A 16,833-nucleotide genomic window follows, 5' to 3' on the forward strand; every position below is an offset into this window, starting at 1 on the left:
CATGGACTTGACTCAGGTTTCTTCATCCTCCTCTTCACCCTCGCGGCCGCAGAAGTCGTTCGCGAACGAGGCACTCAACGTTGCTGAGTATGACGAGCGGCCGTTTCTGAAACGGCTCGGCATCGTCGACTGGCTGTTCGCCGTCGTGATGGTCGCGGGCGCGGGGTTTGCGCTATCGCGCTATCACCCGTTCATGAACTACTACGACAAACTGGTGCTGTGCCTAGCGGTGCCGGTGTTCGTCGTACTCGGCTGGCGCTGGAAGCCGGTGCGTCCGCTGATGGTGGGCATCGCCGCGCTGTCGTTGCTGGCAATCCAGATCTATCAGGGCGATCTGTCGCGCGCGGATAGCGCGTTCTTCCTTAAGTATTTCCTGTCGAGCCAGTCCGCGATTCTGTGGATGAGCGCGCTCTTCGTCTTCGCCACCGTCTTCTACTGGATCGGCCTGCTGTCGCGTTCACCGACCGGTGCCGCGATCGGTTCGAAAATGACGTGGGCCGCGGTGGTGATGGGCTTTGTCGGTCTGATGGTGCGCTGGTACGAGTCGTACCTGATCGGGGCGGACGTCGGCCATATTCCAATCTCGAACCTGTACGAAGTATTCGTGCTGTTCAGCCTGATCACCGCGCTGTTCTATCTGTACTACGAGCAGCACTACAACACGCGTGCGCTCGGCGCATTCGTGCTGCTGGTGATCAGCGCGGCGGTCGGTTTCCTGATGTGGTACTCGGTCGCGCGTGACGCCCAGCAGATCCAGCCGCTCGTGCCGGCGCTGCAGAGCTGGTGGATGAAGATCCACGTGCCGGCCAACTTCATCGGTTATGGCAGTTTCGCGCTGTCGGCGATGGTCGCGGTCGCGTATCTGGCGAAAGAGCGCGGCGTGCTGGCAGACCGTCTGCCGCCGCTCGATGTGCTCGACGACCTGATGTACAAGTCGATCGCCGTCGGCTTCGCGTTCTTCACGATCGCGACGATCCTCGGCGCGCTGTGGGCCGCGGAAGCGTGGGGCGGCTACTGGAGCTGGGACCCGAAGGAAACGTGGGCGCTGATCGTGTGGCTGAACTACGCGGCCTGGCTGCATATGCGCCTGATGAAGGGCCTGCGCGGCGCGGTGGCGGCATGGTGGGCGCTGACCGGCCTGCTGGTGACGACCTTCGCGTTCCTCGGCGTCAACATGTTCCTGTCGGGGCTGCATAGCTACGGCAAGCTGTAAGATCGGCCGTTCTGAGCCGACTAAAAACCGCCGAGTGCTTCGCACCGGCGGTTTTTTTACGTCCGGCGGAATATTTGCAGCATCCAGTGTGTTTGTTAGATCAGCACCCAAGGATGGCTGGGCGAGTGGCTAAACGAGCCGATTCATCAATATGGCCCCGTAAGATAGACAACCCGATGGGCCGGCAAGGAGCAGCACGATGTGGATCAAGCGAAGCGATAGAACTCAACTTGTCGGCGATGACATCGCACGCAGCGAAATCACGCCCCAGCGTTTATTCGAGAACCGGCGGCGCGTGTTGCAGGCAGCGGGTGCGCTGGCGCTCGGCAGTCTGATCGGCGTGAACGGCGAAGCGCTAGCAGCCTATTCGTCGCCGGATCCGAAGGCGCAAAAGCTCGCCGCGAAGACCAACGCGAAGTTCGTCGCGCTCGACAAGATCACGCCGTACAAGGACATCACCACGTACAACAACTACTATGAGTTCGGTACCGACAAGGCGGATCCCGCGCACAACGCCGGTACGTTGCGTCCGCACCCGTGGAAGGTGAGCGTCGAGGGCGAAATCAAGAATCCGAAGGTGTACGACATCGACGAATTGCTGAAGCTCGCGCCGCTCGAAGAACGCGTGTACCGGTTACGTTGTGTCGAAGGCTGGTCGATGGTGATACCGTGGATCGGCGTGCCGCTCTCGGAGTTGATCAAGCGAGTGCAGCCGACCGGCAACGCGAAGTACGTGCAATTCATCACGCTCGCCGATCCGTCGCAAATGCCCGGGCTGTCGACGCCGGTACTCGACTGGCCGTACACCGAAGGTCTGCGAATGGACGAAGCAATGAACCCGCTGACGTTCCTGACGATGGGTCTCTACGGTCAGGTGTTGCCGAATCAGAACGGCGCGCCGATCCGTGTGGTGGTGCCGTGGAAGTACGGCTTCAAGAGCGCGAAGTCGCTGGTGAAAATCCGCTTCCTCGACAAGCAGCCGCCGACAAGCTGGAACACGTACGCTTCGAACGAATACGGTTTCTATTCGAACGTGAATCCGAACGTCGATCACCCGCGCTGGAGTCAGGCCACCGAGCGGCGCATCGGTGAAGACGGTTTCTTCACGCCCAAGCGCAAGACGTTGATGTTCAACGGCTACGGCGATCAGGTCGCGTCGCTCTATCAGGGCATGGACCTGAAGAAGAACTTTTGAGCGGCGTCACCATGGCTTCCGATACGCAACCCGTTACCGAGACCTCACGCACAACGCTGCGTGCCAAAGCGCCGGCGCCAGCGACGACAAAGCGGCCCGTCACCGGTACGCGCTGGGTCGTGCCCGCGAAAATCGTGGTGTTCATTGCGGCGTGGTATCCGCTCGCGCGCATCGTGCTGTTCGGCATGACCGATCGGCTAGGCGCAAATCCGATCGAGTTCATCACGCGCTCGACGGGCCTGTGGACGCTCGTCTTTCTTTGCATCACGCTGGCGGTGACGCCGTTGCGTCGACTGACCGGCATCACTGCATTAGCCAGGTTCCGCCGGATGCTAGGTCTTTATGCTTTCTTCTACGCGACGCTGCACTTCACCACGTACCTGTGGTTCGACAAGTGGTTCGACGTTGCCGCGATTCTCAAGGACATCGGCAAGCGGCCTTTCATCACTGTGGGTTTCGCGGCATTCGTGCTGCTGATCGCGTTGGCCGTTACGTCGCCGCGCGCGATGGTGCGCAAACTCGGACGCCGCTGGCAGACATTGCATCGCGCGATCTATGCGATCGGCGGGCTCGCGATCCTGCACTTCTGGTGGATGAAGGCGGGCAAGCACGACCTGATCTTGCCGAAGATCTACGGCGCGATCATGGTCGCGTTGCTGGGGTGGCGTTTGCTCGTATGGCTGCGCGAGCGGAGGGTAAAGACACGCTGAGCATCGGGTGCGGCGCGCAAATAAAAAAAGGCGATGCCGCAGTGGCTTCGCCTTTTTTATCGAGGAACTCCAGGCTCTGACGTTTACGCCGGCAAGATCGTCTCGCCCGCAAACAACTGCTTCACCTCTTCACGTGCACGGACCACATGCACCTGTGTACCATCAACCATCACCTCGGCCGCACGCGGACGGGTGTTGTAGTTCGAACTCATCACGAAGCCATAGGCGCCAGCCGAGCGAATCGCCAGCAGATCGCCCGGTTCGACCGCCAGCAGACGCTCACGACCCAGCCAATCGCCGCTTTCGCAAACCGGGCCGACCACGTCGTACACGTGGGCGGGCACGTCGCGCTTAACGACAGCCTCGATCGCGTGATACGCCTCGTACATCGCCGGGCGCGCGAGATCGGTCATCGCCGCGTCGACGATGGCGAAGTTCTTTTCCGCGCCAGGCTTCAGAAACTCGACGCGTGTGAGCAGTACACCCGCATTGCCGACCAGCGAACGGCCCGGCTCGAAATACACTTCACGATGCCCATGACCGCGCGCTTCGATGCGATCCAGCACGGTGCGCACGAAGTCGCCGATTTCCGGCGGGGTTTCGTCGTCGTACGTGATGCCGAGACCACCACCTACGTCGATGTGGCGAATCTTCACGCCGTCCTGCTCGATCTGTTCGACCAGTTCGAGAACCTTGTCGACTGCGTCCAGATACGGTGCGACTTCAGTGATCTGCGAGCCGATATGGCAGTCGATGCCGACCACGTCGAGATGCGTCATTGCCGCGGCGGCGCGATACGTAGCGCGTGCATCTTCGAACGCGACGCCGAACTTGTTCGACTTCAGGCCGGTGGAAATATACGGATGCGTTTTCGCGTCGACGTCCGGATTCACGCGCAGCGAGACGGGGGCCTTTTTGCCCATTTCCGCCGCCACCGCATTCAGGCGGTCGAGCTCGGGAATCGATTCGACGTTGAAGCATTTGACGCCGGCCGCGAGCGCCTGACGCATCTCGTCCGCATGCTTGCCGACACCGGAAAACACGGTGTTTTCCGCTTTGCCGCCGGCGGCCAGCACGCGCGCCAGTTCACCGCCCGACACGATGTCGAAGCCCGCGCCGAGGCGCGCGAACACGTTCAGCACCGCGAGATTGCTATTGGCCTTGACGGCGACGTGCACGGTCGCACGGCGGCCGGCGCAAGCGCCTGCGTAGGCATTCCACGCTTCGGTGAGTGCAGCGCGCGAATAGACGTACAGCGGCGTGCCGAACTGTTCGGCGAGTGAGGCGGCGGACACGCCCTCGGCGTGCAACACGCCGTCGACGTAGTCAAATGCGGATCGAGTCATGCGAAAGTCTTATTGAGCGGGAGTGACGGCGGAAGCAGGCTGCGCTGGCGTCGCAGCAGATGCGGGAGGTGCGGCGAGTTCGCTTTCCGGCGACAACGAGAGCGGTGCGCCAGAAGTATCCGGTACGTCACCCATCGGGGAGGGGGTTCCCACACCCGATTTCACTTCATCCGGCGACGGCGGTTGCGTGCGATCGATCGGCTTGGCCGGTAGCGGCGGCACGGTGGGCAAATAGAGCGAACCGCGTTGCCCGCAGCCGGCAAGTGCACAACCTGCGAGAATGGCTAAACCCGCTACAATCGCGCGGCCGGGCGCCGCCGCGCGCATCCGAGATACGACTCGCATGACTGTCCCTGAATAAATAATCGATGGAGTTTAGCATGTCCGATAGTGATTACCTGACCCGCGCGGAAGCCGCGCTAGCCGCCATCGAACGCGCGCTCGACGACACGGAAGCCGACATCGAACTCGAGCGCAGCGGCAATGTCCTGACCCTCGAATTCGAGAACCGCACGAAGATCATCGTCAACCTGCAGCCGCCGATGAGCGAGATCTGGATCGCTGCGAAAGCGGGTGGTTTCCACTTCCGTTTCATCGACGGTGAATGGCGCGATACGCGCAGCGGCACCGAGTTTTTCGCCGCGCTGTCGGAGTACGCGACGCAGCAGGCCGGCGAGCCGGTTCACTTCGAAGCGTAAAGCGCTTGGTAAAAACCGCCGCGCATCGAGCGCGGCGGTTTTTTTCTGGCGGACGTTGCCGCCTCTTCTGAGCGCGTCTTTAGTGCCCGCGGAACAGATTCATGATGTCCTGCTTTTCCTGTTCGCCGACTTGCTCGGGCGCGGCCGCGGACGCGCCGCTCGCCTCGGCATCCAGCGCTGCCTGGCTGATACCGACCGTCGAGACGAAACCGTGGCCTGGCGTGAAATCGTCGAAATACAGTTCTGAACCGAGCTCGGTCACGTCGTCGGGCATCGGCATCTTGTAGTCCGGCACGCCTTTGAGGGCGCGCGCCATGTATTCGATCCACACCGGCAACGCGAGGCCGCCCCCCGTTTCCTTATCGCCGAGACTGCGCGGGTTGTCGTAGCCTATCCACGCGATGGCCGTAAGCGTGTGCTGATAGCCGGCGAACCACGCATCGCGCGAATCGTTGGTCGTGCCGGTCTTGCCGCCGAGGTCGGTACGCTTCAGCACGTTGCTCTTCGCGCCCGTGCCCCGTTGCGCGACGCTTTGCAGCAGGCTGTTCATCACATACGCATTGCGTGGTTCGATCGCGTGCGGCGCGCTTTGCTCGGCGACCAGCGGTTGCGCGTGCGCCACGACGATGCCGCGCTGATCGGTGACTTCCGCGATCAGATACGGGTTGATGCGATAGCCGCCGTTAGCAAACACCGAGAATGCGCCAGCCATCTGCAAGGGGGTAACGAGTCCCGCGCCGAGCGCCATCGGCAGATAAGCCGGGTGACGATCCGCGTCGAAGCCGAAACGCGTGATGTATTGCTGCGCGTACTTGGTGCCGATGTGGTTCAGGATGCGAATCGACACGAGGTTCTTCGACTTCTGCAGCGCGGTGCGCATGGTCATCGGACCATCGAAACCGCCGCCGTAGTTCTTCGGTTCCCACGCCTGGCCGCCTGTCTCCGCAGCGCTGAAAAACAGCGGCGCATCGTTGATCACCGTAGCCGGCCCGAGCCCCTTTTCGAGCGAGGCCGAATAGATGAACGGCTTGAAGCTCGAACCCGGCTGACGCCACGCTTGTGTCACGTGGTTGAACTTGTTCTTGTTGAAGTCGAAACCGCCGACCAGCGCGCGAATCGCTCCGTCTTGCGGGATCACTGAAACGAACGCGCCTTCCACTTGCGGCAACTGCGTGATCGACCAGTTGCCGTCGTCATCCTTCACGACGCGAATGATCGCGCCGGGCCGCACGCGTTGATTCGGCTGCGCGCGCGTGCCGAGCGCGAACTGCGCGAAGCGCAGGCCGTCGCCCTGAATGGTCGCGACGTTGCCGTCGATGAAAGTGGCCTGCACCTGCTTCGGGCTCGCTGCCGTGACCACCGCGGCGATGATTTCACCGTTGTCGGGATGTTCGAGCAACGCGTCGTCGATGGCCTGTTCGCGGTCGTCCGCATCGGACGGCAAATCGATGAACGCTTCCGGCCCGCGATAGCCGTGGCGCCGTTCGTAGTCCATCAGACCTTTGCGCAGCGCCCGGTAAGCGACGTCCTGATCGGCCGAGTCGATGGTGGTCACGACGTTCAGGCCGCGCGTATACGCCTCTTCGCGATACTGCGCGTACATCATCTGCCGCACCATTTCCGCGACGTACTCCGCGTGCACGCTGAATTCCTTGCCCGCGCCCTTGACGATCAGCGGCTGCCTGCTTGCCTCGTCGTATTGTTCCTGAGTGATGTAGTGCAGTTCGTACATGCGCTGCAGGATGTACTCCTGGCGGATCTTCGCGCGCTTCGGATTGACCACCGGGTTATATGCGGACGGCGCCTTCGGCAAACCCGCCAACATGGCGGATTCCGCCAGGGTCAGGTCCTTCAGATCCTTCCCGAAGTACACCCGTGCGGCGCTCGCGAAGCCATACGCACGCTGCCCGAGATAGATCTGATTCATGTACACCTCGAGAATCTGATCTTTCGACAGCTTCGACTCGATTTTGTACGCGAGCAGCATCTCGTAGATCTTGCGCGTGTAGGTCTTTTCACTCGACAGGAAGAAGTTGCGCGCCACCTGCATGGTGATCGTGCTGGCGCCTTGCGTGGCGTGGCCGTTGGTCAGTGCGACGAAGCCGGCTCGCGCGATGCCTGTGAGGTCGACGCCGCCGTGATCGTAGAAGCGCGCGTCTTCGATTGCCAGCACGGCTTTCTTCAGGCTATCGGGCACGTCCTGGATATGGACGATGTCGCGCCGCTCTTCACCGAATTCGCCGATCAGCACGTGGTCAGCCGTATAGATGCGCAATGGCACCTTCGGCCGGTAGTCGGTCAGCGCATCGAGCGACGGCAGGTTCGGCGTTGCTACCACCAGCGCATAACCGAGCACCAGCAGCACGCACAGGATGCCTGCAACGATCAGACCCACAAAGCCGATGATGAGCTTGAGCCACAAGGGGCGTTTGCGCTTCTGCGGCGCGGGCGGCGGAGACGTAGGAGACGTGGATTGCATATGGGCACCAAAAAACAGTCCCGCGATTATAGCCGCCTCGCTTTTCAGCTTTCGGCATGCTTACTGACAGTTCTTGACAAGTCTGCACACCGCGCGGGAATGACTTCACTGTAGACGCTTTGATGGCAGAGAGCGCGCGCGTCGCGCAACGTTAGCCATTCGGCTGAGTGTCGCGCGGCGACACGGCTAAGCACAATCCTCCCTCGCTACTCGCGTTCGAATGGTTCGTCGCGTGAGTCTGAGGGAGGGCGTGATGACGTTCAAAAGCTCGTGGCTTCAAGGTGTGCAACTCGGTGCGCAGCGTTTTGCTGCGGGAATCGATGTGGGTTCGCAGGCTGTGCGGCTGGTCGTGGTGAGTCAGCATTCGCGCGCACGTGCCGCGCTGCATATCGAACATGCGAGCACTGTGCCGCTCGGCGCAGGCGCAATGGCCGGCACAGAGATCGCCGACCGGCATGCGGTGGCGCGTGCGTTGCGCGACGCATTCGCGGGGCTGCCGCGCGTGTGTGCGACGCATGCATTGCGCTGCGCGATGGCGCTGCCTGCCTCGGCCACGTTGACTACTACCGTGCCGCTCACACGGCTAGCCGCGCTCGCCGGTTGCGTGGGAGACGGCGGGCATGAACTTGCCGAACTCGAGCCGGCGGTGATGAACGAAGTCGAGCGCATCGCAGGCCTCGAGCGCCACGCGTTGGCTGTCGACTGGTTCGTCGACGAAACGCGTTCGCCAATCCGTTCGGTGACGATCGCCGCAACCGCGCGCCAGCATCTCGAAGCTCGTATCGAATGCGCAGCGACCGCCGGCATCTCGCTCACCGCGATCGATGGCGAGCCGCACGCGGCTTTGCGTGCAATGCGCTACGCGGCGAGTCACGAACTCGATCCGCACGAGCCCTACGTCGCGCTCTGGATCGGCACGGACGGCGTGTATGGCTGGCGCATCGTCGACGATTGCCTGGTCGGCGAAATGCGCTACCCGGCGCCCGAACACGCCGATCTCGCCGACGCGTTGCGTGATCTCGTCCACGGCCCCGTACTCGACTGTGCGTTGTTGAGCGGCAAGGTCGATCTGCTCGACAGCGTGGGTTTCTCGATTGCGGATATCGCCGACGTGTTGGGCTGCACAGTGATGCCGTTCGAGTGTGCGGCGCTGGGTGGGCGCGCACGTCAACTGCACGATCCGTTGTTGCACGAGCCGGCCGCCGCGGTCGCATTCGGACTTGCGTTGCGCGGAGTACTCGAATGATACGCGGCCTACAGCCCCGTTTGGATCCCGTGAGCCCGGACACGCGTGCTTCCACGCATGGCGTGCGCTTCGCACAGGCGTGGCTCGGCGGCTTCAATCTGCTGCCATACAGGCAGCGTAACGCTCGTCTCGCGCGCCGGCGGCGTTTGCTCGAATGGTTTGCCGCCGCGCTCGCCGGCTTTGCGGCCGTGTTCGCGTTAGTCGGATGGCAGGCATTCGAAAGGGCGCGGCTGGATGCGCGGCGCGCGTCGATCGAACAATCGCTCGCGCAGCTGGCCGCGCCGCTCGCCGAGCACGCCAGATTGCTGCGGGTGCAGGACGAACAACGCAAAGGCGTGGCGCGTGCGATGAACCTGTCCGAGCCGCTTACGCATTTGCGCGATTTGCTGGATGCGTTGAGTTTTGAACCAGGTGACGGCGTGGTGTTGCAGCAGATGCGGCAGCGCGAGCATGAGACGGAGTTGCTCGCGACCTCGCGCGGACATATCGCATCGGCCGAGTGGCTCAAACGCTTGAGCGCGATCCGCGGCGTGAAGGGCGCCGAGGTGAGCGATCTGCGTCGCTCGGCGCCACGCAGCAGTCCGGTGGCGGCGGCCAGCGTGACCGGCCCGATCGAATTCGGAGCGCATCTGCGCTGGGGCGACCCGCCGAAGAAAACGGCCTATACGTCGGGTCTGGCCGCGCAACGTCAGATGAAATCTGAACAATCAGGAGATACGAAATGAGTACGACTTTTGTCGGGTTCGGCGGCGCGGCAAGCGCGCGGCCCGCTTTTTCCCAGTGGATGAAGCGCGCACGTGTGCCGCTCGCTGCCTGGAGTCGCCGGCGCCGTTGGGCGGTCGCATTGCTGATCGCAGCGGTGGTGTTCGGACTTGGCACGCATGGCTGGGTTGTGGCCGATCTCGGCGGGGTCGAGGCGAGCCGTACGGCATTGGAGGCGGCCACGCGGCATCTCACGGACGCGCACCGTGCGCTGACGCAATTGCCCGCGCTGCGTCGGGACGTTGCCGCCATGCCGGGCGCACAACTGCCTGCGTCATGGACCTCCGCGGACGACGTGCGGATCGTATCCGAACTAGCGGCGCAAAATAGCGTCTCGTTGCTCTCGGTGGAACCGGGCGCCGCCAGCGGCTCAGGTGTCGAAAGCATGCGTCCTGTACAGCTCACCGCGCACACCGATTTCGTCCACCTGATGGCATTTCTGCGCGGCCTGTCGGATCTGCCGGTGCTGATCGTGCCCGTAGACGTGACGGTCAAGCGCGATGCCGATTCGTTAGCGGTGAGGGCAACGCTGCACGTATTCAGCGCGCTGAGGCCGCTGCCTTCAACTGCGACCGCGGACGCGTTTGCCGACGAAAGCCTAGATTCGGACGACGAAGAAAACATCGTGTTCTTCGACCCGTTCTCGCTTCCGCAGATGCCCGCGTCCGGCGAGCCGCCGCCTGATGCTTCGCAATTGCGCCTGGTCGGCTTGCTGCACGATCGCACACGCGGACTCGCCTTGCTCGATACGCCGGATGGCGCGACCACGGTCGTATCCGGGCAGCAGCTCGGTACCGAGCGCGTCACGCGGCTCGACGCGCTCAGCATCACGCTGGTCAATGGCGGCGCGACACGTACGCTGGCACTGGCGGAGACGTCCTGATGAGGCTGATGAAACCGTTCGGTCTCGCTGCCTCGCGTGTCGGCGTTCGTGTGTGGTTTGGTTCTGGCGTGTGTCGCGGCTTGCCTGGAAGGATGTGTGGGAGCCCGTTTCGCAACGTGGCTCGCAGCTCGATTCACAATCCGCTTCGCTGCCTGCTTCGCAACCCGATTCGCAACCTGGTCGCATGCATGGCTATAAGCGTCGGCATCGCGCACGCTTCAACCCCACCGCTGCCGCCGCTGCCCGCATACATGCCGCTCGACGACGCCATTGCGTCGCCCGATGTTCGATACGACGTACCACCTCTGCCACGCGGCATCGCTGCAGAAGTACCCAACCCGTTCCGCGACAATTCCGTGGACGACTCCGTCGCTGACTCTGGCGTATCCCGAGCGGCGGCAACCGCTGACATCGGACGCGCCGACGACCTGGCCGGCGACGCAGACGGTTCAGTGCCGCTACGGAGGCAATCCGCGGCGTCGGCGTACAACGACGCCACTGGAACCTCGGCGCTCGAAGGGCCGCCGGTGCCACTGCCTCCGCTTGCGCGCCTGAGCGACGCACCGAAAACGCAGGCAGACGCCAAACTCGCCGCCGACGACAAACCGATTTCGCTTAACTTCCAGCGCGCGGAACTCGGCGCGGTGCTCAACGCGTTCGCCCAGTTCACCGGCCTGAACATCGTCGCGAGCGAGAGAGTGCGCGGCGCCGTCTCCCTGCGACTCGACAAGGTGCCGTGGCGCACCGCGTTCGATACCTTGCTCGACGTCAACGGGCTCGCCATGGAGCGCCACGGCAACGTGATCTGGGTCGCACCGATTGCGGAGCTGGCCGCGCGCGAACGGCAGCGTTTCGAAGCGCACGCGAGAGCCGCTGACCTTGAGCCGCTCGCAAGCCGCACGTTCGAGCTGCACTACGCTCGGGCCGAAGACGTGCGGCGCTTGCTGACCGGTGCCGGAAACCAGCGCGTGCTGTCCAAACGCGGTGCCGCGACTGCCGATCCGCGCACCAACCTGTTGTTCGTCACCGATCTCGAAGGACGCCTCGCGCAAATCACGGCGTTGCTTGCGTCCGTCGACCGGCCAACCCGTCAGGTATTGATCGAAGCGCGTATCGTCGAGGGTGAGCATGGTTTTTCGCGCAATCTCGGCGTGCGGCTCTCCATGGCGGCCGCCAACGCCGACGGCACCGCCAGAGGCTTGACGGGCGGCACGGACGGCACCGTGTACGATCTGTCGGCGCGGCCGATTTCCGGTTTCGATGCCGCCACCGCCGGGCTGACCTTGTTCGCAGCCGGCGCGACGCGGCTCCTGAACATCGAGCTGAGCGCGCTGGAGGCCGAAGGGCGCGGCGAAATCGTCTCGAGCCCCCGGGTCGTGACGGCGGACCGGATGAAAGCGGTCGTCGAGCAGGGCACCGAGCTGCCCTATCAGGCGAAAGTGGGGCAGGGCGTGTCGGGCGTGCAGTTTCGCCGCGCTACGCTCAAACTGGAGGTCGAGCCGCAAATCATGCCGGACGGCAGAGTGGTGCTGGACCTCGACGTCGCCAAGGACAGCGTCGGCGAGCAGACCGACGCCGGGCCCGCGATCAACACCAAACACGTGCAAACGCGCGTCGAAGTCGAAGATGGTGGTACGGTGTCGATCGGCGGAATTTACGCGACCGACAACCGGGACGATGTGACGCGGGTGCCGGTCCTGGGCAAAATACCGGTTTTAGGCGCGCTTTTCCGCCATCGGGCCCATCGGGACCAGCGCAGTGAACTGGCAGTTTTCATCACGCCGCGCGTCGTTCAGACAAATTAGGGGCACGCTGCCGCCGCTCTCCCGCGGCGGCCGGCAGGCTCGACAAGGCAGCCGCTTTGCCAGTAAGCTGCGGCACGAACCATACCGGATTAGCCAGAGGGACACCGTTGCAAGCGCGGGACGCACACGCCAATGTATTTTTTGTAGGGCTCATGGGGGCAGGCAAAACCACCGTGGGCCGGGCCATTGCGCGCCGTCTCGATCGCCCGTTCTTCGATTCCGACCATGAAATCGAGGCGCGTACGGGCGCGCGCATCCCTGTGATCTTCGAACTGGAAGGTGAAGCGGGCTTTCGCGATCGCGAGGCGCATGTGATTTCCGACCTGACCGGGCGCGAAAATATCGTGCTGGCCACAGGCGGCGGCGCGGTGCTGCGGCCGGAAAACCGCGAAGCGCTGCAAAATCGGGGCGTGGTGATCTATTTGCGCGCCAATCCGCACGATCTGTGGCTGCGCACCCGGCGCGACAAGAATCGCCCGCTTTTGCAAACCGAAGACCCCAAAGCGCGCCTCGAGGCGCTCTACGAAGTGCGCGATCCGCTATACCGGGAATGTGCGCACTTCGTGATCGAAACTGGCCGGCCTTCGGTCAACGGACTCGTCAACATGGTTCTGATGCAGCTCGAGATGGCCGGCGTCGCCAAACATCCTGCGTCATAATGGACCGTATGATTACCGTCAATGTCGAACTGGGCGAGCGCGCCTACCCCATCCATATCGGTGCCGATCTCATCGGCCAGACCGCGTTGTTCGCGCCGCATATCGCCGGCAGTTCGGTCACGATCGTCACGAATACCACGGTCGACCCGCTTTACGGCGACAAGCTGCGCGCCGCGCTGGCGCCGCTCGGCAAGCAGGTCTCCACGGTCGTTTTGCCCGACGGCGAAGCGTACAAGAACCTCGAAACCCTGAACCTGATTTTCGACGCGCTGCTGGGCTCGCGCGCCGATCGCAAGACCACGCTGATTGCCTTGGGCGGCGGCGTGATCGGCGACATGACGGGGTTTGCCGCGGCCTGCTACATGCGCGGCGTGCCGTTCATCCAGGTGCCGACTACGTTGTTATCGCAGGTGGATTCGTCGGTGGGCGGCAAGACGGGCATCAACCACCCGCTCGGCAAGAATATGATCGGCGCGTTCTATCAGCCGCAGGCCGTGATCGCCGACATCGGCGCGCTGCGCACGCTGCCGGCGCGCGAACTGGCCGCGGGCGTCGCCGAAGTGATCAAGACCGGCGCGATTGCCGACGCCGGTTTCTTCGGCTGGATCGAAGCGAACATCGAGGCGCTCAATCGCTGCGAGCCCGAAGCGCTGGCCGGGGCGGTCAAGCGCTCGTGTGAGATCAAGGCTTCGGTCGTGGCGCAGGACGAGCGCGAAGGCGGGCTGCGCGCGATCCTCAATTTCGGCCATACGTTCGGCCACGCGATCGAAGCCGGGCTCGGCTATGGCGAATGGCTACACGGCGAGGCGGTCGGCTGCGGGATGGTGATGGCGGCGGACCTGTCCGTGCGCATGGGTTATCTCGACGAAGCGGCGCGCAAGCGTCTGGTCGACGTGATCGTTGCCGCGCATCTGCCCACCCGGGCGCCTGCGCTCGGCGAGTCGCGTTATGTCGACCTCATGCGGGTCGACAAGAAGGCGGAAGCCGGCGCGATCAAATTCATTCTGCTGAAGCGTTTCGGTGAGACGCTGATCACCCAGGCGCCCGACGCCGAGGTGCATGCCACGCTGGTCGCCGCCGTCTAAACCGACTCGGCAGAGGCTTAGCAGCAAGGCAACACGCACCAGCGTCACGAGGCGCCGCCCATGTTTCGGAGAATCCGGTGACTGACAGGCGCAGCGACGATGTAAAGCATGACCCCGCAGGCACGCCGGTGAGCGGCGTGCCTTCGCAGGAAGCACTCGAAGCGCATCTCGCGCCGTATGCAGCGCATTCCGCGCAGTCGCGCGGCCGCCACTATCCCGAAGTCGCGCCAAGCGCGCGCACCGAATTCCAGCGCGACCGCGACCGCATTGTCCATTCGACGGCGTTCCGCCGGCTCGAATACAAAACTCAGGTATTCGTGAATCACGAAGGCGATCTGTTTCGCACGCGACTCACGCATAGCCTGGAAGTCGCGCAGATTGCCCGTTCGGTGGCTCGCAACCTGCGCGTCAATGAAGACCTCGTCGAAGCCATTTCGCTTGCGCACGATCTCGGTCATACGCCGTTCGGCCATGCGGGCCAGGATGCGCTGAACGAATGTATGCGCGAGCATGGCGGCTTCGAGCACAACCTGCAAAGCCTCGCGGTGGTCGACGATCTGGAGGAGCACTACGGCGCGTTCAACGGCCTGAATCTCTGCTTCGAAACGCGGGAGGGCATTCTCAAGCACTGCTCGCGTGAGAACGCGCGGCGGCTCGGCGCGCTCGGCGAGCGCTTTCTGGAGGGGCGGCAGCCTTCCATCGAAGCGCAGATCGCCAATGTCGCCGATGAGATTGCGTACAACAACCACGATGTCGACGACGGCTTGCGCTCAGGCTTGCTCACGGTGGAGCAGCTTGCCGAAGTGGAGTTATGGCAGACGCACTACGTGGCGGCGCGCGGCGACTTTCCGCAGATCGAAGGGCGTCGGCTGATTCACGAGACGGTGCGCCGCATCATCAATACGTTGATCGTCGACCTGATCGATACGACCTCGCTCAATCTTGCAAGGCACGCGCCAGTCTCGCTGGACGCAGTGCGCGCCGCACCGCCGCTGGTCGCGCATAGTGAAGCGATCGCCGCGCAGGCGGCGGCGCTCAAGCGGTTTCTGTTCAAAAACCTGTACCGCCACTATCGCGTGATGCGCATGGCCAACAAGGCGCGTCGAGTGGTGGCCGGTCTGTTCGATGCGTTCACCGAAGATTCGCGGCTATTGCCACCCGGTTATCAATCGACGGACGCGTCGCAGCAACCGCGCCTGATCGCCCATTACATCGCGGGCATGACGGATCGATACGCGGTGAAAGAGTATCAGCGGCTGTTCGTGATCGACGACAACTGAACGGGCCCGCGCCGACAGGCGGCGGCCCGTCTCTCCACTTGTCGCTACATCCCGCCTACCGCAGCCGCGACGCGAACAGCGCGCCGGCAATCAGCGCAACGCCGCCGACGATTGCAATTGTCTGCCAAGGGTTTTCATGCACGTAGTCGTCGGCATCGGCAATCGCCACTTCAGCGCGTTCGCGCATGGCTTCACGGGTGTCGTTCAGGCGCTCGCGTGCTGCGCCGAGCTGCTTGTGCAGTTTGCTGCGCAGCGCCACCGCGTCGGCCTGGGTGCCGTCCGCCAGGGTGGATTCGAGTTCCGACATCAGCGTGCGCAGTTCACCTGCGATATCTGCGGCCGCATGGCGGCTACGGCGAGCAATACGCCGCGCACGGCGGCTCGTGGTGGTCCAGGATTCGCCGAGGGCGTCTCGCGTGTTCGGAAGTGTTGTCATGGTCGCTCCGTCGATGAGGATGATAAAAGTCTCCGCATACTCATGCGAAACATGGCGTCACGCAACTTCGATGCCAAAGGCTGCGCGGTGTTCCAGCGAGATCATCACACACGTGCCGACGGTTGCTGGCGGCAGAAATTGCACTGGAAAGGTCGATCGGTGGTCAAAATTACAACGCATCCGGCATTTACCAAAATAGGTGACAGAGGCATAGAATCAAAAACGCCGTCACGTGTGTGACGGCGTTTGGCCGAGGTGCGGACTGTTCGCGACGGTTCGATCCATGCAGGCACAGCCTGCCTCCCTAGAAGACGTAACCTATCTTCGCGAAAGTAACGATCGGGTTGAGTCTGATTTTTGCCTCGGACGTCACGGTCAGGTTGCCAACCGGAGTCGCAGCGTTCGAGGTCAGTTTCGCGGTTACGCTGAGCGGTATGTATGAGACGGAGAGGCCTGCGAACCAGTGTTTGGTGAACGCATAGTTGAAACCGAGATTAAACACCGGTGCCCAGGAACGATCCGTCGATACCGAGGTCGGACCATGCAGTACGCCTTGTTCAAACGCAGTGTTGGTGATCTTCGCGTCCGTGAACCAGACGTACGTGACGCCGAGCCCGGCATACGGTCGGAACGCCGCGGTGGCGTCGTTGAAGTAGTATTTGAACAGGAGAGCAGGACTCCATTGCTTCGCGGAGCCGAGCGTACCGAATTGCCCGAAGGTGCCTGTGCCTAGCAGGTTGAATTTCGGCGGAATGCCAATTTCGGCTTCCGCGGAGATGTGATCGGTGACAAAGTAGCCTAGGCTTAAGCCGAGGGTGTCGGAGCTGTCGATGCCAGCGCCTGTGCCGGGTACTGAGATGTTGACGGGTGTCCCGCCGACGCTTGTTTCTTTCAAAGGATCGCTACTGTCTTGAGGGGCGAAATGGAACCACCCCGTCGTAGCGTAAAAACTGCCGGCCGATTGCGCGTGAGCTGCCGTCATGCAGGCGAGCGCCGCGATCCCCGTTATGGCCTGTTTTAATTTCATATGTGCTCC

At 62.9% G+C, this 16,833-nt stretch carries 16 protein-coding genes; 11 read left to right on the top strand and 5 right to left on the bottom strand.

Annotated elements, in window-relative coordinates; all coding sequences use genetic code 11:
* Position 1 precedes the first annotated feature (1 nt).
* The 3 genes from ccsB to msrQ all read left to right on the top strand — a co-directional run bounded on the left by ccsB (position 2) and on the right by msrQ (position 3,118).
* Positions 2-1,213: a c-type cytochrome biogenesis protein CcsB gene (ccsB, locus tag M0D64_RS23860; RefSeq protein WP_171926350.1), complete on the top strand. Its 1,212-nt coding sequence runs from the start codon at positions 2-4 to the stop codon at positions 1,211-1,213.
* Between the two features lie 199 nt (positions 1,214-1,412).
* Positions 1,413-2,408 (top strand): protein-methionine-sulfoxide reductase catalytic subunit MsrP, encoded by a 996-nt coding sequence (gene msrP / locus M0D64_RS23865; protein WP_266259504.1) that lies wholly within the window; start codon positions 1,413-1,415, stop codon positions 2,406-2,408.
* Between the two features lie 11 nt (positions 2,409-2,419).
* Complete coding sequence (gene msrQ / locus M0D64_RS23870; RefSeq protein WP_266259505.1) at positions 2,420-3,118, top strand: protein-methionine-sulfoxide reductase heme-binding subunit MsrQ; 699 nt, start codon at positions 2,420-2,422, stop codon at positions 3,116-3,118.
* 83 nt (positions 3,119-3,201) lie between these two features.
* On the opposite strand, the gene lysA is transcribed toward msrQ, so the two are convergent.
* Positions 3,202-4,464 carry a diaminopimelate decarboxylase gene (gene lysA / locus M0D64_RS23875; RefSeq protein ID WP_266259506.1) on the bottom strand — a complete coding sequence of 421 codons (1,263 nt, stop codon included), beginning with the start codon at positions 4,462-4,464 and terminating at the stop codon, positions 3,202-3,204.
* Positions 4,465-4,473: 9 nt separating this feature from the next.
* On the bottom strand, positions 4,474-4,809 hold the full coding sequence (locus M0D64_RS23880; protein WP_154560930.1) for a lipoprotein: 336 nt from the start codon (positions 4,807-4,809) through the stop codon (positions 4,474-4,476).
* Positions 4,810-4,844: 35 nt separating this feature from the next.
* Here M0D64_RS23880 and cyaY point away from each other — a divergent pair, with 35 nt between their 5' ends.
* Entirely contained in the window at positions 4,845-5,162 is a 318-nt protein-coding gene (gene cyaY, locus M0D64_RS23885; protein ID WP_054036574.1) for an iron donor protein CyaY, read from the top strand.
* Positions 5,163-5,241: 79 nt separating this feature from the next.
* Here the strand turns inward: cyaY and M0D64_RS23890 are convergent, their stop codons facing one another.
* Positions 5,242-7,641, bottom strand: coding sequence for a penicillin-binding protein 1A (locus M0D64_RS23890; protein ID WP_171926354.1), 2,400 nt, complete (start codon positions 7,639-7,641; stop codon positions 5,242-5,244).
* A 253-nt stretch (positions 7,642-7,894) separates the two neighbouring features.
* On the opposite strand from M0D64_RS23890, the gene pilM reads away from it, so the two are divergent.
* The 7 genes from pilM (at position 7,895) to M0D64_RS23925 (ending at position 15,361) form a co-directional block, all read left to right on the top strand.
* Positions 7,895-8,887, top strand: a complete 993-nt coding sequence (gene pilM, locus M0D64_RS23895; RefSeq protein ID WP_266259507.1) for a type IV pilus biogenesis protein PilM — start codon at positions 7,895-7,897, stop codon at positions 8,885-8,887.
* A 29-nt stretch (positions 8,888-8,916) separates the two neighbouring features.
* On the top strand, positions 8,917-9,612 hold the full coding sequence (locus M0D64_RS23900; protein ID WP_266259508.1) for a fimbrial assembly protein: 696 nt from the start codon (positions 8,917-8,919) through the stop codon (positions 9,610-9,612).
* Positions 9,609-10,532, top strand: a complete 924-nt coding sequence (locus tag M0D64_RS23905; RefSeq protein ID WP_266259509.1) for a hypothetical protein — start codon at positions 9,609-9,611, stop codon at positions 10,530-10,532. Before M0D64_RS23900 ends, M0D64_RS23905 begins: the two co-directional genes overlap by 4 nt.
* Positions 10,533-10,720: 188 nt before the next feature.
* Positions 10,721-12,337 carry a type IV pilus secretin PilQ gene (locus M0D64_RS23910; protein WP_266259510.1) on the top strand — a complete coding sequence of 539 codons (1,617 nt, stop codon included), beginning with the start codon at positions 10,721-10,723 and terminating at the stop codon, positions 12,335-12,337.
* Between the two features lie 107 nt (positions 12,338-12,444).
* On the top strand, positions 12,445-12,996 hold the full coding sequence (locus M0D64_RS23915; RefSeq protein WP_154560936.1) for a shikimate kinase: 552 nt from the start codon (positions 12,445-12,447) through the stop codon (positions 12,994-12,996).
* Positions 12,996-14,081 carry a 3-dehydroquinate synthase gene (gene aroB / locus M0D64_RS23920; RefSeq protein ID WP_154560938.1) on the top strand — a complete coding sequence of 362 codons (1,086 nt, stop codon included), beginning with the start codon at positions 12,996-12,998 and terminating at the stop codon, positions 14,079-14,081. Before M0D64_RS23915 ends, aroB begins: the two co-directional genes overlap by 1 nt.
* A gap of 77 nt (positions 14,082-14,158) precedes the next feature.
* Positions 14,159-15,361, top strand: coding sequence for a deoxyguanosinetriphosphate triphosphohydrolase (locus M0D64_RS23925; protein ID WP_266259511.1), 1,203 nt, complete (start codon positions 14,159-14,161; stop codon positions 15,359-15,361).
* 55 nt (positions 15,362-15,416) lie between these two features.
* On the opposite strand, the gene M0D64_RS23930 is transcribed toward M0D64_RS23925, so the two are convergent.
* Complete coding sequence (locus M0D64_RS23930; RefSeq protein WP_154560940.1) at positions 15,417-15,797, bottom strand: YqjD family protein; 381 nt, start codon at positions 15,795-15,797, stop codon at positions 15,417-15,419.
* A 304-nt stretch (positions 15,798-16,101) separates the two neighbouring features.
* A complete protein-coding gene (locus M0D64_RS23935; RefSeq protein WP_154560942.1) occupies positions 16,102-16,824 on the bottom strand; it encodes an OmpW family protein in 723 nt (240 codons plus the stop codon).
* Positions 16,825-16,833: the final 9 nt, after the last annotated feature.

The organism is Paraburkholderia sp. WS6 (assembly GCF_030464835.1).
Taxonomy (GTDB): Bacteria; Pseudomonadota; Gammaproteobacteria; order Burkholderiales; family Burkholderiaceae; genus Paraburkholderia; species Paraburkholderia madseniana.

Excerpts from the sequence above, each read along its gene's own strand:
- ccsB (WP_171926350.1), top strand. The coding sequence starts at position 2 with ATGGACTTGACTCAGGTTTCTTCATCCTCCTCTTCACCCTCGCGGCCG.
- msrP (WP_266259504.1), top strand. The coding sequence starts at position 1,413 with ATGTGGATCAAGCGAAGCGATAGAACTCAACTTGTCGGCGATGACATC.
- msrQ (WP_266259505.1), top strand. The coding sequence starts at position 2,420 with ATGGCTTCCGATACGCAACCCGTTACCGAGACCTCACGCACAACGCTG.
- lysA (WP_266259506.1), bottom strand. The coding sequence starts at position 4,464 with ATGACTCGATCCGCATTTGACTACGTCGACGGCGTGTTGCACGCCGAG.
- M0D64_RS23880 (WP_154560930.1), bottom strand. The coding sequence starts at position 4,809 with ATGCGAGTCGTATCTCGGATGCGCGCGGCGGCGCCCGGCCGCGCGATT.
- cyaY (WP_054036574.1), top strand. The coding sequence starts at position 4,845 with ATGTCCGATAGTGATTACCTGACCCGCGCGGAAGCCGCGCTAGCCGCC.
- M0D64_RS23890 (WP_171926354.1), bottom strand. The coding sequence starts at position 7,641 with ATGCAATCCACGTCTCCTACGTCTCCGCCGCCCGCGCCGCAGAAGCGC.
- pilM (WP_266259507.1), top strand. The coding sequence starts at position 7,895 with ATGACGTTCAAAAGCTCGTGGCTTCAAGGTGTGCAACTCGGTGCGCAG.
- M0D64_RS23905 (WP_266259509.1), top strand. The coding sequence starts at position 9,609 with ATGAGTACGACTTTTGTCGGGTTCGGCGGCGCGGCAAGCGCGCGGCCC.
- M0D64_RS23910 (WP_266259510.1), top strand. The coding sequence starts at position 10,721 with ATGGCTATAAGCGTCGGCATCGCGCACGCTTCAACCCCACCGCTGCCG.
- aroB (WP_154560938.1), top strand. The coding sequence starts at position 12,996 with ATGGACCGTATGATTACCGTCAATGTCGAACTGGGCGAGCGCGCCTAC.
- M0D64_RS23930 (WP_154560940.1), bottom strand. The coding sequence starts at position 15,797 with ATGACAACACTTCCGAACACGCGAGACGCCCTCGGCGAATCCTGGACC.
- M0D64_RS23935 (WP_154560942.1), bottom strand. The coding sequence starts at position 16,824 with ATGAAATTAAAACAGGCCATAACGGGGATCGCGGCGCTCGCCTGCATG.